The organism is Mesorhizobium calcicola (assembly GCF_042682105.1).
In the GTDB taxonomy this organism is placed as follows: domain Bacteria; phylum Pseudomonadota; class Alphaproteobacteria; order Rhizobiales; family Rhizobiaceae; genus Mesorhizobium; species Mesorhizobium calcicola.
Window position 1 is genome coordinate 69,079 of record NZ_JBHUGY010000031.1, and the last position, 14,560, is coordinate 83,638.

Below are 14,560 nucleotides of genomic sequence, written 5' to 3' on the forward strand. Positions count from 1 at the left end.
CCTCAGTTCGCCAGTTCGCGTTCGACGTCGCGGGCCCAGTGGACGACGACCCTATCGCCTGTCGCGAGTGCCGCACCACCGCGCGAGCGCGAATGCAGCCTTGCTCCCTCTTCCAGCACAACCTCATAGAGCGTGTCGGAGCCGAGGAAGGTGATGGCTGAAACCGCTCCCCTGGCATGGCCCCTGGCTCCGTCCGATGCCGGCGACACAACGATGTGTTCGGGACGCACGACGATCGTCTTCGCCGGGTCGCGGCCAAGCGCTGCACCCGGCAACAGGTTGGACTCTCCGATAAAGTCGGCAACGAAGCGATCCTGCGGATTGTCGTAGATGTCCCTCGGCGTGCCGACCTGCAGCACGTCGCCGCCGCGCATCACCGCGATCCGGTCGGACATGGCGAGCGCCTCCTCCTGATCGTGGGTGACCAGCACGAAGGTGATGCCGGTCTCGCGCTGCAGCCGCTTCAATTCGCTCTGCATGCCCTTGCGCAATTTGAGGTCTAGGGCCGACAGCGGCTCGTCGAGCAGAAGCACGCTGGGCTTCGGAGCAAGCGCACGCGCCACCGCGACGCGCTGCTGCTGGCCGCCCGACAATTGCGCTGGGCGGCGCGTGGCGAAGCCTTCCAGCCGCACCATTTCCAGCGTTTCCCGGACCCGCTCGTCGATCAGCGATTTCGGCGCGTTCTGCATTTCGAGCCCGAACGCGATGTTCTCGGCGACACTCATATGCGGGAACAGCGCGTAGCTCTGGAACACCGTGTTGACCGGCCGCTTCTGCGGCGGCAAAGCGGCGACATCGCTGCCGGCAATGCGAATGGCGCCCGAGTTCGGCGCCTCGAAGCCGGCAATCAGGCGCAACAGGGTCGTCTTGCCGCAGCCCGACGGGCCGAGCAGGGTGAAGAACTCATTGTCGTAGATTTCGAGGCAGACATCGTTCAGCGCGTGAACCGGGTCGGCGTCCCTGGTCAGGAAGGATTTTGACACGCTTTGGATGTCGATCATGACCGGCAAATTCCTGGGACTGCGGTGAGATGGGCATGCGCGTCGAAGGCCATTCGCGGCTGTTCGGAGCCGCGCCTAAAAATTCGCTCCAAAATTATATTTGTCAATAAATAATATATTGTTTTTGCGTTCTGACATGCGAAAGTGGTCCTCCGCGCCAACGCCTTTGCATGTCGTGGCGACACGCCGTGGCGTTCAGAGCACCTTGCCGCTGTCGGGATCGAGCAGGTGCATATGGGCCATGCCGAGCGAGAGCGCCGCCACCTCGCCGGGCTTCGGTGTCGAAGCCGGATCGATGCGCGCCGTCGCCTCCGCGCCGGCGATCAGCACATGCAGCAGCGTTTCCATGCCCATCGGCTCGACCACCTCGACCGGGGCCTTGATGTCGACGACGTCGGGCCGCTCGCGCCGCTCGGTAATATGCTCGGGCCGCAAGCCGAATTCGAGTTCGCGCCCGACATGGCCGGCATAGCGTTCCGTACGGGCAGCCGGGACGGCGAGAGCGGTGCCATCACCGAGGACGATCGCGAGCCGGTCGCCGCGCGCCTCCAGGCGGCATTTGAAAAAGTTCATGCCGGGGCTGCCGATGAAACCGGCGACGAAGCGGCTGGCCGGCTCATGGTAGAGATCGTTGGGTGGCCCGATCTGCTCGATGCGCCCCTTGTTCATCACCACGACGCGGTCGGCCAGCGTCATTGCCTCGACCTGGTCATGGGTGACGTAGACGGTCGTGGTGGCGACCATCTGGTGCAGCTTCTTGATCTCGGCGCGCATCTTCACCCGGAGCTTGGCGTCGAGATTGGAGAGCGGTTCGTCGAACAGGAACACTTTCGGCTGGCGCACCATAGCGCGGCCCATGGCGACGCGCTGGCGCTGGCCGCCGGACAGCTGGTGCGGTTTGCGCTGCAGCAGTTCGCTGAGATCGAGGATGTCGGCGACACGGGCGATGCGCTGCGTCACCTCGCCATCCGGCACCTTGCGGATGCGCAGGCCGAAAGCCATGTTCTGCGCGACCGTCATCTGCGGATAGAGCGCATAGCTCTGAAAGACCATCGCGATGTCGCGATCCCTGGCCTGCACGTTGTTGACCAGCCTGCCGCCGATGTGGATCTCGCCGCCGCTCGGCCTGTCCAGCCCCGCCACCATACGCAGCGTCGTCGACTTGCCGCAGCCGGACGGCCCGACGAGGACGACGAACTCGCCTTCGGCGATATCGATGTCGATGTCGTGCACGACCTTCAGATTCTGGAAGCTCCTGGAAACCTGCCTCAGTTCGACATCCGCCATGGCGCTATTCCTTTGCCGTGGGCGCGAACATGTCGAGGGCGAGCGCCGCCGCACCGATCACGCCGGCGTCATTGCCATGCTCCACCGCCACGATCACCGGCGGCCGGCCGGGCTTGAGCAAAACGAAATCCCTGACATTGCGGGCGATGCGATCGGTGAAGAACGGACCGGCCAGCGCCAGGCCGCCGCCGATGATCGCCGCCTCGATGTTGAGCATGTTCGACATGATGCCGATCATCTGGCCGAGCCAGCGCGCCACCTCGTCGACGACCTGCAGCGCGATGGGGTCGCCTTCTTTGGCAAGATCGCAAACGGCCTCGGCGTTGGTGGCGTCGGTGTCCGGCTGGAGCTGGCGATAGCGGTTGACGAGCGCGCGGGCGCTGGCCAGGTTCTCGACCATGCCCGGCACAGGATCGGCGATGTCGGTGCGGGCCGGATCGAGCGAGATGCAGCCAAGCTGCGGCGGCAGCCCGTCCGGGCCGTCGATGACCTTGCGATCGATGACCATGGCGCCGCCGATGCCGGTGCCCAGCGTCAGTAGCGCAAAGCGGGAAAAGGGACGGCCGGCGCCGTGCCGCATTTCGCCATGAGTGGCACAGACCGCATCGTTGCGGACAATGGCCGGGACGCCGAAGCGAATGCCGAACAGCTTCGACAACGAACCCTTCAACAGCGCCGGGATCGCCGGGCAACGACCGTTCAGCATGCCGGTCTGAGGATTTGGCGTGCCCGGCACGCCAATGCCGATGGCCGTGATGTCCGGATACTGGCGTGTCAGCTCTTCGGTGGCCTTGGTGACCAGATGGACGAAATCCGGGAATTCAATGTCCCGGTGCACCGGGACAGTGCCGCGCGCCAGCACCTTGCCCGAACCGTCGACGGCGCCGAGCTTGACCAGGCTGCCGCCAATGTCGATTCCGATCGCGGTTACCATCAGGCCTCCTTGCGGATGCGCACGTTGAGCCTGCGTCCGAGATTGGGATAGATCATCTTGTCCGGATCGATGCCACGCGCGATCGCCAGTTCGCAGCCATACCATTGCAGCGGCATCGGCGCCCAGCAACCGGCGAGCCATTGCTGTTGTGGCTCTGTCGGCCAGCTGACATCGAGGTCGAAGCGGGTCGGATGGCCCGAGAGATTGAGGACGACCATTCGCGGTCCAAGTTCGGTCAGCGCCTCGCCAAGATTAGCGGCGACCTTCGCCTCGGTCGCGGTCTGCGCGATGGCGATCACCAGGCTCCTGTCGGTCGTGCCATAGACATGCCCGTGCAAGGCCTCTTCGGTGTCGAAGGCAGCGGTCGGCACGCCGCTGATCTCGGCGATCTTGAGCGATGCCTCGAGCGCGGTGCCGAGATGCGTAGCCTGCCCGGCGACCAGTATGTAATCGGGGACGCCGAAGCGGGCGATCAGATCCTTTGCTGCGGCTAGACCGGTTTCCGCTGTCTGCTCCAGTTGTCCGAGAAGCTCCGACAGATCGACCGTCTTGTTGGCGAGCTTGGCGGCGACCGCCAGCACCGAGATGACGGTGGCGGTGTAGCCCATGGTCTTAGGACCGACCGTCTCCGGGCCGATCGGCATGACGATCACCTCGGCGCCCGCCTCCGTAATCAGGCTGCCCTCCTCACCGGTAATGACAAGGGTGGGAAACCCGCGCGCCACGGACAAACGCACCGCTTCGATCGTGGTGATACTCATGCCGGACTGCGAGGCGGCCAGAACCAGCGTGCGCTGGTCGGATGCCTTCGGCGGCAGACGCAGGAAAGCCTCCGGCTCCTTGGCGATCACCCAGGCGCCCGTCCCCTCCTCCAGCGCCTCGGCGCCGGCCAGCAACGCATTCATCGACGAGCCGGTGCCAAGCAGCACGATGCGCTCCGGCTTCTGGCGCAGGCTGGCGAACCGATTCAGATCCGCGCCGATGGCGGCGGGCAGCCCGGTCAGGGTCGAGGGCTGCCGGCGGATGTAAGTGCCTATCTGCATGTCACCGTTCCATCAGTTCGAAATTGTTGGCCTTGCGAAAAATCTGTCCGTCGGAACGTCTGTTTATTTGCTGTAGCCTTTGCTCAGGCCGCTGATGAATTGCCGCGAGAACAGCGTGAACAGCAGGACCAGCGGCACCGCGCCAAGCGTCAGTGCTGCGAGAAGTGCTGGATAGTCGTTCATGAACTGGCCGACGAATTGCTGCACGCCGAGCGTCACCGTCTGGTTCTGCCGGCTTGGAGCCAGGATCAGCGGGAACCAGAGGTCGTTCCAGACCGGCAGCATGGTCAGCGCGGCCACCGCGGCGAGACCCGGCCTGACCAAAGGCAGCACGATCCAGAAGGTGCGCAGCTCACTCGCCCCATCCATGCGGGCCGCCTCCTTGAGATCGGTCGGGACGGTGCGGAAATAGGTGACCATCAGTGTCACCGCGATCGGGATGCTCATGGCGGTGTAGACGAGGATGAGGGCCGCCAGCGTATCCATCAGCTTCCAGGCAAGCATCATCTGGATGAGCGGGATGGTGCCGAGCCGGATCGGCAGCATGATGCCGAGCACGAACAGGCCGCCGAGCAGCGAAGCGACCCGCACGCGGTACTCGACCAGGGCGAAGGCGGCGAGCGTCGACAGGACCACGGTGAGCACGATCGTCGTCACCGTGACGATCAGGCTGTTGCGGTAGTTGACGATGAAATTGCCGCGGGTGAAGACCCGCTTGTATCCTTCGAGGCTGAACGTCTTGGCCGTCGGCAGATCGAATGGGCCGCCGAAGATCGCCGGTGTCGTCTTCAGCGAATTGACGATGACGATCAGCACCGGCCCTATGGCCAGCACGACGAAGAGGATCAGCAGCGCGTGGACGATGATGCGCTCGAATGTCCAGGGCTCGTGGTCCTGGCGGCGGCGGGCAACGGGAATGGTAAGGTCCGGGGCGCTCATATCAGCTCCTAGACCGAGTATGATTTCAGGCGGCGCTGGACCAGCCAGAAGTAGGCCGCGGTCACCACCAATACTGTGAGGAAGATGACCGTTGCGACCGCGGCGCCAAGGTCGAGATCGGCAAGCTGCCCGCTCGATCCGAAGAAGGTGCGGTAGAAATAAGTGCCGAGGATGTCGGTGCTGTAGTTCGGCCCGGGCGCCGATCCGTTGAGCGCGAACACCAGGTCGAAGCCGTTGAAGGTCCAGATGTAGGTCAGGATCGCGATGAGGCCGAACTGCGGCGCGATCAGCGGGAACTTGATCTTCCAGAACGTTGTCCAGCCGCCGGCGCCATCGATGTTGGCGGCTTCGACAAGCTCGTTGGGCACCGCCAGCAGGGCGCTGTAGAGGAAGACCATCGGAATGCCGAAATACTGCCAGACGGACATCAGTGAAATCGTGGTGAGTGCGGTCGATTCCGTACCCAGCAGCGGAAAGCCGACCAGCCCCCAGAGCGGGTTGATGATCAGGCGCCAGACGAAGCCGACGATGACCACCGACAGCGTCGCCGGTATGAACAGCAGCGTGCGGTAGATGCCCTCCGACCGTGCCAGTTTCCCCGACGTCAGCAACGCCGCCAGCAGCAAACCCATCGGCACTTCGACAATGAGATGGATGGCGAAATACTGCATGTTGTTCAGCAAAGCGTTCCAGAAGCGGGCGCTGATCGTCGGATGCGTGAACAGGCGCACGTAATTGGCGAGGCCGACAAAAGTGTCGCCCGAGGCGCCGCTGGTCTGGAAGAAGCTCATCACGATCGAGGTCGCCAGCGGCAGCACGGCAAAGACCAGGTAGACGGCCAGAGCCGGCAGCACGAACAGCAGCAGGTTTCTGTGGGCGGCAGCGGGAGATATCAACTCAAGACCTCTCGAGCGGTTGCCGTTTCAGGGAAACGGTAACCGCTCTATCTTTTTGTTTCGACGCAATTCCCTAGGGAAAGCGCTACGCGATTTTCCCGGGAAAACCGCTTCACACTTTTCCTGGAATTGCTCATGTTCACGCCGACATGGATGCGCGGCGTGCCCGGAGGCTTCGCGCATGCCTCGCCGGCTGGCAAGGCATGCGCGAGGCGTTCCCAGGTTACTTCTTCTGCGGCCCGTACCAGGACGCGAGCCCGGTCTGAAGATCGGTCGCGACCTGCTGCGGGGTGACGTCCGACTTGGTGAACATCACCTGCAACAGGCGCCAGGTCTCGTCGTCGAGCGGCGGCGTGCCGGCGCTCAAGCGATCCAGCGCCAGCCGCGGTGTCAGCTCAGAGCCTTTCTTGAGGTCGGCGAAATCCTGCGCCAGCTTGTTCTTGTAGGTGACCGGCTTGCTGCTCATGGCAAAGAAGCCGGGAGCGGCATTGACGTAGAGTTCCTGGAATTCGGGACCGGCAACCCAGTCGAGGAAGGTCTTGGCCGCTTCCTTGTGCGTGCTCTTGGCATTGATGCCGATGCCCATGTCCGGCATCTCCTGCAGGTAGCGCTGGTCGCCGGCCTTCGGTACCGGCGGACCGAACACGCCGACATTGAGGCCGGTCGAGGTCGCCTGGTTGATGTCCCATGAGCCGTCCGGGAGGATGGCCGCCTTGCCCAGCGTGAACAGCTGCGTCATGTCGGCATAGTTCAGGCTCTCCTGTCCGGCAGGCAGGAACGGCTTCCAGGCTTCGAAGGCGGCGATGGCATCAACGAATTCGGGATCGGTCAGCTTCTTCTTGCCGTCGATCAGGCCGAGGCGACCTTCCTCGCCTTTCCAATAGGCGGGGCCAATGCTGTAGAGACCGTTATAGGCGAGCTGCCAGGATTCGGCCGAGCCGTAGGCCAGCGGCGTGTAGCGGCCGTCCTTCTTGATCGCCTGCAGGACATCGATGAATTCGGCGCTGGTCGTCGGCACCTTCAGGCCCAGTTCCTTGAAGATGTCGGCATTGTAGTAGAAGCCGGCGAGCACGGCGGCGACCGGCAAGCAGTAGGTCTTGTCGTCGGCGCCCAACCACGCCGCGCGGGACGTTTTGTCGAAGTTCTCGAGGCCCGGCAGCCCTTCCAGCGGCTCGAAATAGCCGCGCTTGATCCATTCGCGGTTCACGTCGAAGGGACGGCAGGTGATCAGGTCGCCGCCGGCCCCGCCTTCGATCTGCGACTGGATGGCGGCGTTGTACTCATTGGTGTTGATCGGGGCGAATTCGACCTTGATGTCGGGATGCCTGGCTTCGAAGGCGGGCAGGATGGTGTCCTGCCAGACCGCGATGTCCTCGGTGCGCCAGCTGTTCAAGGTGATGGTGACGGGATCCGCGAACGCGGCGCCTGAAAACATCACACCGAGCGTCGCCGCCAGCGGGATCGATACACGTATGGAACGCATTTTCCTGCTCTCCCTCAAGATGGTGCCTCGTGTGGATTCACGATTTTGCACTGTTGCCTGGGACCATACCTACTGATACATGTTGTGACAAGTGGTATTATGTTGTCTTTCCTGTTGAACGGCCTCGTGCCCCGACCGGGCATGGCAAACAGACAGGGCACAAGGTCAGGATTTGGGAGGACTTGATGATTGGAGTTGGAATTCTGGGCTCGGGCTTCATCGCCGAGACCTATGCGGACTCGCTGCTCGACGTGCGCAACGCCGAACTGGTGGCCTGCTCTTCGCGCAGCTTCGAGCGCGCGGAAGCCTTCGCGAAAAAGTGGGGCCCCAAGGTCACCGCCCACAAGGATATCGACGCCCTTTGCGCCGATCCGGCGGTCGAGCTTGTGGTCATCGCGCTACCCAATGAGATCCATCTTGAAGCCGTCAGGATCGCAGCCAGGCACGGCAAGGCCGTCATCTGCACCAAGCCCCTGGCGCGCACGGGCAAGGAAGCGCAGGAAATCCTCGACATCGTCCAGCGTGCCGGCATCTGGCACGGCTATGCCGAATGCGCCGTGTTCTCACCCAACATCGCCAAGGCGCACCAGATGATACAGGCGGGCGGCATCGGCGATCTCCTCACCATGCGAGCCCGCGAAGGGCATTCGGGGCCGCATGCGCCGCATTTCTGGAACGCCGAGCTCGCCGGCGGCGGCGCCTTGCTGGACATGGGCTGCCACACCGTCGAAAGCGCCCGCCACTTCTTCGGCAAGGACAATCTGATCACCGAGGTGATGGCGTGGGGCGCAACGCTGGTGCACGGCGACAAGACGACCGGAGAAGACACGGCGATCGCGCTGCTGAAATTCACCGGCGGCCAGCTCGCCACGATCGAATCGTCATGGATCGAGAAAGGCGGCATGCAGCTTCGCCACGAACTGGTCGGCTCCGCCGGGCGCATCGTCACCGACACGTCCGTCGGTCCGGTCTGGGGCTTTATCGAGAAACCGGTGGGGTATCTCGTCGAGAAGGCGGATTCCGAGACCGGGTGGGTCTATCCGGTGCCCGAAGAGACCCGGGCCTACGGTTTTTCACAACAGATGCGGCATTTTGTGGAACACTTCGCGGCAGGGACAACGCCACTGGAAACCTTCGAGGACGGCGTCATCGTCAACCAGGTAATTGACGCCTGCTACCGTTCGATGCGAACGGGCGTCTGGGAAAAGGTGAAGGCGGATGGGTGACTGAGATGGAGGGCTCGCCACTGCAGTCGGACGGACCCGAACCGCTCTGGCGGCAAGCGGCCGATGCGATCCTGCAGGAGATCGCCACCGGCAAGCTTGCGTCGGGCGCGCGCCTGCCGGCCGAGCGCGATCTGTTCACGCGCATGTCGATCAGCAGGGTGACCTTGCGCAGGGCCCTGCAAAGCCTTGTCGAGGACGGTGTGCTGACGCCTTCGCATGGGCGCGGCTGGTATGTTTCGGCCAAGGTGCCGAAGGAGTTTCCCAACACGCTGGAATCCTTCAGCGAGACCGCGAGGCGCCTCGGCCTGACACCCTCCTCCGACGTGTTGCGCGCCGAGGAAGCGCCGGCTTCGCTGGACGAGGCCGAGGAGCTGTCGATCGCGCCCGGCGCGACGCTGTTCCACCTGGAGAGGATCCGGCGCCTCGACCAGGTTCCGGTCGCCGTCGACACCTCGTTCTTTGCCCTCGCTCTTGTTCCCGACCTCAGCCAGGTCGACTTTCGAACCGCGTCCCTGTTCGGCCTGCTGATCGATGCCGGCGTTGATCTTGCGCGCGCCGAAACCACGATCGAGGCACGCGGCGCCGATCCTGTCCTGGCGCGGCATCTCGATGTCGACGTCGGCAAATCCACCCTGGTGATGCGCCAGCTCATCGTCGATGCCGCAGGCCGGCCGCTGCTGTCCTCAACGATCCGATATGCCGGCGACCGCTATCGCCTTCGCACGTCGTTTTCGCGGACAGGCAGGTCCTCGGGCCGCGGTCCCGGTTAGCCCAAGACTTTTCCGAGACTAAGACCGGCCGATCCTTCACCCGCCGCCGCAGCTTACGCCAGCCACTCTTTCACCGCCGGGCGAGCAAGAACCGCACGCATCCGGTCCTCGGCGTCGGCAACGGCCAGCGCCATCGGGGCGCGGGTCGGGCCGCAATCGACGCCGATGACGCGGAACGCCGCTTTCATGCCCGGCAGCACGCCGGTTTCCAGCAGCACCTCGACGAAGTCCTGCGATACCATCTGCAGCGCTTTCGCCCGTTCCAGGTCGCCGACGCGGATCGCCTGGTCGACAGCCACATACAGCCTGCCGAGTAGATTGTAGGTGGTGCCGATGCCGCCATCGGTGCCGAGCACGCCGGCGGCGGCGTAGATCTCGTCGAAGCCGTAATAGAACAGTTTGTCGGGCTGCCGCTTGCGCAGCATCGAGTATTTGAACAGATCAGTGGAGGTGAACTTGATGCCGACGACATTGCCAAGGTCGAGCAGCCGGACCAGCAAGCCGAGCGGCAACGGCCGGCCGGTGCGCAGGGGGATCTCGTAGACGATCAGCGGCAATTGCGTGGCCGACGCCAGCGCCTGGTAGTAGCCAAAAACTTCTTCGTCGGAGAACGGATAGGAATGCGGCGGCAGCGCCGACAGCGCGTGATAGCCGAGCTTTTGCGCCTGCCGCGCGAGGCGGATGGAATCGCGCAGGTTCGGCATGCCGACATGGGCGATCAGCCGGGTGCCGGTGCCTGCCGCGCCGGCGAAGACCACCTCTTGCTGAGCCAGCAGTTCGTCCACCGTCAGCAGGCCGGATTCGCCGCTGCTGCCGCCGACATAGAGCCCAGCCAGGCCCTGGCGCAGGACATAGTCGTTGATGTTGCGCTGGCGCTGCGGATCGAACTCGCCAGCATCGCTCAGTCCGGTCATCAAGGCGGCATACATGCCCGCCAATTCCTTGGTCATCTAGGGATCCTCAGTCTTTCCGGAGATTTCATAGGGTGGCTTGGCCAGCATGGTGGCAGGCGACGAGATGCTGGCCCGAGGCGGGCGAGCCGAAATCGCGCACCCGCGGCTCAACCTTGGTGCAAATGTCGCTCGCCATCGGGCAGCGTGGATGAAAATGGCAGCCGGGCGGCGGTTTCGACGGATCGGGCACCGCGCCGCCCAGCACGATGCGCCGCCGCGTCCCTCCGGCTTTCGGGTCCGGCACCGGGATCGCCGACAGTAGCGCGCTTGTATAGGGATGCAGCGGGCTGCCGAACACCGCCGCGGTGGTACCGATCTCGACGATCCGGCCCAGATACATCACCGCGACGCGGTCGCTGAGATAGCGGATCATCGACAGGTCGTGGCCGATGAACAGATAGGTCAGCCCGAGGCGCGCCTTGAGATCGTCGAGCAGATTGACGATCTGCGCCTGGATGGAGACGTCGAGCGCCGAGATCGGCTCGTCGGCGATGATGAATTTCGGATCGGCGGCCAGCGCGCGGGCAATGCCGACGCGCTGGCGCTGGCCGCCCGAGAGCTCGAACGGGTAGCGGTTGCGCAGCGCTTCCCGCAAGCCGACCAGGGCCAGCAGTTCGCCGACGCGGGCATCGCGCGAGGCGCGGGTGCCGATCTTCTGGGCGCGCAGCCCCTCGCCGATGATGCGCCCGACGGTCATGCGCGGGTTGAGCGAGCCGAACGGGTTCTGGAACACCATCTGCATGTCGCGCCGGCGCTGCTTGAGTTGCTCGTCTGTCGCACCGGCATAGTCCCTGCCTTCGAACTCGACGCTGCCGGCGCTCGGCCGCTCCAGTCCAAGCACGGCGCGGCCCGTCGTCGATTTGCCGCAACCGCTTTCGCCGACCAGCGCCAGCGTCTCGCCGAGCAGCACCTCGAAGCTCACCCCGTCGACGGCATGAACGGCGCCGACCTGTCGCCTGAGGACACCGCTCCGGATGGGGAAATGCACCTTGAGATCGGAAACGACGAGCAACGGTTCTTGGCTTGGCGCGGCAGCCCGCGTCATGGCTGGGATTGCCGCCGCGGGCCGCGGCAAATGCTCCACCTGCCGCCAGCGCCAGCACGCGGCGGTGTGGCCGGCGCCGACCGTCTCCAGCGGCGGCTTTGCCTCGCGGCAACGCGCCTCGGCATAATCGCAGCGCGGCGCGAAAGCGCAGAAGGTCGGCGGCAGGGTGACGTTGGGCGGCGCGCCCTTGATCGGCACCAGCCTGGTGTTTGCCGCCGTCAGCGACGGAATCGAGTTCAACAGGCCGATCGTATAGGGGTGCGTCGTCGCCGAGAACAGCTGCTCGACAGGCGCGCATTCGACGATCGAGCCCGCATACATCACCGCGACGCGGTCGACGAAGCCGGCGACCAGGCTGAGGTCGTGGCTGATCCAGATGATCGCCATGCCGAGCTGTTTTTGCAGGCGCGCGACCAGCTCGACGATCTGCGCCTGGATGGTGACGTCGAGCGCCGTCGTCGGCTCGTCGGCGATCAGGATCGACGGCTTGCAGACCAGCGCCATGGCGATGCCGATGCGCTGCAATTGCCCGCCGGAGAATTGGTGCGGAAAGGCGCGCATGCGCTGCGGCGCGTTGGCGATGCCGACGAGGTCGAGCATGTCGAGCGCCTGGCGCTCGGCCTCGGCCTCGTTCAACCCCTGGTGCTCGCGCAGCGCCTCGGTCAGCTGCAGGCCGATGGTCAGCACCGGATTCAGCGACGACATCGGATCCTGGAAGATCATCGCGATGTCGCGGCCGCGGATCTGGCGCAATTCGCTATCGGGCATGGCCAGCAGATCGCGGCCGCGATAGCGCGCGCGGCCGGCGGTGACGCGGCCGGGCGGCTTGCGGATCAGACCCATCAGCGTCTGCACGGTGACCGACTTGCCGGAGCCGCTCTCGCCGACAATGGCCAGCGACTCGCCTTCGGCTAGCTGGAACGAGACATCGTTGACGGCATAGACGGAGCGGCCTTTTGGGCCGAACTCGACGCTCAGCGCTTGGACGTCGAGCACGGGTCCCTGCCCCGGCGCTGTCGTTGGTTTGCGAGCGGCGAGCATATCGAGGCCGGTCATTTCGCACCCCCGCCCATGATGTGCTGAGGATCGAGCGCGTCGCGCAGGCCGTCGCCGACGAAATTGATGCTGAGCACGGCCATCGCGATCATGGCGCCGGGCGGAATCCACATCCAGGGCTGGCTCTCCAGGATCGACAGCGTGCGCGCATCGCGCAGCATGTTGCCCCAGCTGGCCGCCGGCGCCTGCGCGCCGAGGCCGAGGAAGGAGAGCGAGGCCTCGAGCAGGATCACGGTGGCGACATCGAGCGTGATCGCCACCAGGATGGGGCTCAGCACATTGGGCAGGATGTGTTCGAGGATGATGACCGAGGGCGAGGTGCCGAGCGAGCGCGCGGCAAGGACGAATTCCTGGTTGCGCAGCGCCAGGATCTCGCCACGCGTCAGCCGCGCGATCGACGGCCAGCTGAGCAGGCCGATCACCACCATGGTGTTGAAGATGCTAGGCCCGACCACGGCGACGAACGCGATGATGATGACAAGGCGCGGAAAGGTCAGCACCATGTCGATCAGGCCCATCAGCAGGAGATCGACCTTGCCGCCGAAATAGCCGGCGACGCAGCCGATGAAGATGCCGATGGCCGCCGAGATCGCCACCGCGATGAAGCCGACCGACAGCGAGATGCGGCCGCCATAGAGGATGCGGGCAAAGATGTCGCGGCCGGTGCCGTCGGTACCGAGCCAATGGGCGCCACCGGGCGGCTGGTTGCGCCCCCTGAGGTCGATGTCGTTTGGGCCGTAATGCGCGATCAGCGGCGCCAGCACGCAGGCGAGCACGATGATGGCGAGCATGACCAGCCCAAGCGTCGCCAGACGGTGGTTGAGGAAACGGCGCGCCGCCTCGCCCCACAGGCCGCGCGAGGCACCTGAGGCAATGGTCACATCGGCGGCGGTGATGTCACTCATAGCTCACCCGCGGGTCGAGCACGCTGTAGGCAAGGTCGGTCGCAAGGTTCGCCAGCATGACGATGATGGCGGTGATCAGCACATAGCCCATGATGACCGGGCTATCCCGGTTCACCACCGCGTCGATGAACATCAGGCCGATGCCCGGCCACTGGAAGATCGTCTCGATCACCACCGAGCCGCCGAACAGCGTCGGCAGAGCAAGGCCCAAGACGGTGGCCAGCGGGATCAGCGCGTTGCGCAGGCCGTGACGCAGCGTGATCGTGCTTGGGCGCAAGCCCTTGGCCTTGGCGGTGCGCATATAGTCCTGGTTCAGCACTTCGAGCATGCCGGCGCGGGCATAGCGCATGAAGATGGCGGCGCGGAACAAAGCGAGTGCGGCAGCGGGCAGGATCAGGTGCCTGAGATTGTCGAGGAGCGAGAAACTGTCGCCGGCCGTCGAAATGCCCGACGACGGTAGCCAGCGCAATTCAAGCGCAAAGACGTAGACGAGCAGCAATCCCATGAAGAAATCCGGGATCGACACGCCGACAAAGCCAGCAAGCGTCAGCGAATAATCGGTCAGCCGGTATTGCCTGAGCGCCGAGATCACCCCCAGCGTGGTGCCGATGATGAAGGCGACGAGCAGTGCTACCCCCATCAGCTCCAGTGTCATCGGCAGGCGCTCGCCGATGATCTCGCCGACGCTGCGGCCATTGACGAAGGAGCGGCCGAGATTGCCGTGCAGGATCTGGCCGATCCAGTTGAGGTACTGGATGTAGAGCGGCTGGTCGAGGCCGAGCTCGCCGCGCCGCATCGCGATCAGTGCCTCGCTCGACGGCGCCTCCGCCGTGATCATGGCCAGCACAGCATCGCCAGGCATGGCATGCGCGATGGCGAAGACGATGACCGTGACGCCGAACAGCACCGGGATGCTGAGCAGCAGCTTGCGCAAGAGGTAACTGAGCACCGGCCACTCCTATTGCTGAAGGCGGCTCTTGAGGCGACGGATCATGGGCTCCGACAGAGCCCCATGACCGGCA

General features: G+C 64.6%; 13 protein-coding genes. 2 read left to right on the forward strand and 11 right to left on the reverse strand.

What is annotated here, in order from left to right; translation table 11 throughout:
- Positions 1-2 precede the first annotated feature (2 nt).
- The 7 genes from ACFSQT_RS20265 to ACFSQT_RS20295 all read right to left on the reverse strand — a co-directional run bounded on the left by ACFSQT_RS20265 (position 3) and on the right by ACFSQT_RS20295 (position 7,583).
- Positions 3-1,001 carry an ABC transporter ATP-binding protein gene (locus ACFSQT_RS20265; RefSeq protein WP_379021415.1) on the reverse strand — a complete coding sequence of 333 codons (999 nt, stop codon included), beginning with the start codon at positions 999-1,001 and terminating at the stop codon, positions 3-5.
- Between the two features lie 195 nt (positions 1,002-1,196).
- Positions 1,197-2,288: an ABC transporter ATP-binding protein gene (locus tag ACFSQT_RS20270; protein ID WP_379021417.1), complete on the reverse strand. Its 1,092-nt coding sequence runs from the start codon at positions 2,286-2,288 to the stop codon at positions 1,197-1,199.
- Between the two features lie 4 nt (positions 2,289-2,292).
- Complete coding sequence (locus ACFSQT_RS20275) at positions 2,293-3,222, reverse strand: ROK family protein (protein ID WP_379021419.1); 930 nt, start codon at positions 3,220-3,222, stop codon at positions 2,293-2,295.
- Positions 3,222-4,265: an SIS domain-containing protein gene (locus ACFSQT_RS20280; RefSeq protein ID WP_379021421.1), complete on the reverse strand. Its 1,044-nt coding sequence runs from the start codon at positions 4,263-4,265 to the stop codon at positions 3,222-3,224. Before ACFSQT_RS20280 ends, ACFSQT_RS20275 begins: the two co-directional genes overlap by 1 nt.
- 63 nt (positions 4,266-4,328) lie before the next feature.
- Positions 4,329-5,204, reverse strand: coding sequence for a carbohydrate ABC transporter permease (locus ACFSQT_RS20285; protein ID WP_379021423.1), 876 nt, complete (start codon positions 5,202-5,204; stop codon positions 4,329-4,331).
- An 8-nt stretch (positions 5,205-5,212) separates the two neighbouring features.
- Positions 5,213-6,100 (reverse strand): carbohydrate ABC transporter permease, encoded by an 888-nt coding sequence (locus tag ACFSQT_RS20290; RefSeq protein ID WP_379021425.1) that lies wholly within the window; start codon positions 6,098-6,100, stop codon positions 5,213-5,215.
- A gap of 223 nt (positions 6,101-6,323) precedes the next feature.
- Complete coding sequence (locus ACFSQT_RS20295) at positions 6,324-7,583, reverse strand: ABC transporter substrate-binding protein (protein WP_379021427.1); 1,260 nt, start codon at positions 7,581-7,583, stop codon at positions 6,324-6,326.
- Positions 7,584-7,768: 185 nt separating this feature from the next.
- On the opposite strand from ACFSQT_RS20295, the gene ACFSQT_RS20300 reads away from it, so the two are divergent.
- Positions 7,769-8,809 carry a Gfo/Idh/MocA family protein gene (locus ACFSQT_RS20300; protein WP_379021429.1) on the forward strand — a complete coding sequence of 347 codons (1,041 nt, stop codon included), beginning with the start codon at positions 7,769-7,771 and terminating at the stop codon, positions 8,807-8,809.
- 5 nt (positions 8,810-8,814) lie between these two features.
- A complete protein-coding gene (locus ACFSQT_RS20305; RefSeq protein WP_379021927.1) occupies positions 8,815-9,579 on the forward strand; it encodes a GntR family transcriptional regulator in 765 nt (254 codons plus the stop codon).
- Between the two features lie 53 nt (positions 9,580-9,632).
- Here the strand turns inward: ACFSQT_RS20305 and ACFSQT_RS20310 are convergent, their stop codons facing one another.
- The 4 genes from ACFSQT_RS20310 to ACFSQT_RS20325 are packed head-to-tail and all read right to left on the reverse strand — an operon-like array spanning position 9,633 to position 14,487.
- Positions 9,633-10,529, reverse strand: a complete 897-nt coding sequence (locus ACFSQT_RS20310; protein ID WP_379021431.1) for a dihydrodipicolinate synthase family protein — start codon at positions 10,527-10,529, stop codon at positions 9,633-9,635.
- A gap of 28 nt (positions 10,530-10,557) precedes the next feature.
- Complete coding sequence (locus ACFSQT_RS20315) at positions 10,558-12,633, reverse strand: ABC transporter ATP-binding protein (protein WP_379021433.1); 2,076 nt, start codon at positions 12,631-12,633, stop codon at positions 10,558-10,560.
- Positions 12,630-13,538, reverse strand: a complete 909-nt coding sequence (gene opp4C / locus ACFSQT_RS20320) for an oligopeptide ABC transporter permease (RefSeq protein ID WP_379021435.1) — start codon at positions 13,536-13,538, stop codon at positions 12,630-12,632. The genes ACFSQT_RS20315 and opp4C overlap by 4 nt, the downstream gene beginning before the upstream one ends.
- Positions 13,531-14,487: an ABC transporter permease gene (locus tag ACFSQT_RS20325; RefSeq protein WP_379021437.1), complete on the reverse strand. Its 957-nt coding sequence runs from the start codon at positions 14,485-14,487 to the stop codon at positions 13,531-13,533. The genes opp4C and ACFSQT_RS20325 overlap by 8 nt, the downstream gene beginning before the upstream one ends.
- Between the last annotated feature and the right edge of the window lie 73 nt (positions 14,488-14,560).

What these genes read in the sequence shown, in the direction of transcription:
- ACFSQT_RS20265 (WP_379021415.1), bottom strand. Translation starts at nt 1,001, where the DNA reads ATGATCGACATCCAAAGCGTGTCAAAATCCTTCCTGACCAGGGACGCC.
- ACFSQT_RS20270 (WP_379021417.1), bottom strand. Translation starts at nt 2,288, where the DNA reads ATGGCGGATGTCGAACTGAGGCAGGTTTCCAGGAGCTTCCAGAATCTG.
- ACFSQT_RS20275 (WP_379021419.1), bottom strand. Translation starts at nt 3,222, where the DNA reads ATGGTAACCGCGATCGGAATCGACATTGGCGGCAGCCTGGTCAAGCTC.
- ACFSQT_RS20280 (WP_379021421.1), bottom strand. Translation starts at nt 4,265, where the DNA reads ATGCAGATAGGCACTTACATCCGCCGGCAGCCCTCGACCCTGACCGGG.
- ACFSQT_RS20285 (WP_379021423.1), bottom strand. Translation starts at nt 5,204, where the DNA reads ATGAGCGCCCCGGACCTTACCATTCCCGTTGCCCGCCGCCGCCAGGAC.
- ACFSQT_RS20295 (WP_379021427.1), bottom strand. Translation starts at nt 7,583, where the DNA reads ATGCGTTCCATACGTGTATCGATCCCGCTGGCGGCGACGCTCGGTGTG.
- ACFSQT_RS20300 (WP_379021429.1), top strand. Translation starts at nt 7,769, where the DNA reads ATGATTGGAGTTGGAATTCTGGGCTCGGGCTTCATCGCCGAGACCTAT.
- ACFSQT_RS20305 (WP_379021927.1), top strand. Translation starts at nt 8,815, where the DNA reads ATGGAGGGCTCGCCACTGCAGTCGGACGGACCCGAACCGCTCTGGCGG.
- ACFSQT_RS20310 (WP_379021431.1), bottom strand. Translation starts at nt 10,529, where the DNA reads ATGACCAAGGAATTGGCGGGCATGTATGCCGCCTTGATGACCGGACTG.
- ACFSQT_RS20315 (WP_379021433.1), bottom strand. Translation starts at nt 12,633, where the DNA reads ATGACCGGCCTCGATATGCTCGCCGCTCGCAAACCAACGACAGCGCCG.
- opp4C (WP_379021435.1), bottom strand. Translation starts at nt 13,538, where the DNA reads ATGAGTGACATCACCGCCGCCGATGTGACCATTGCCTCAGGTGCCTCG.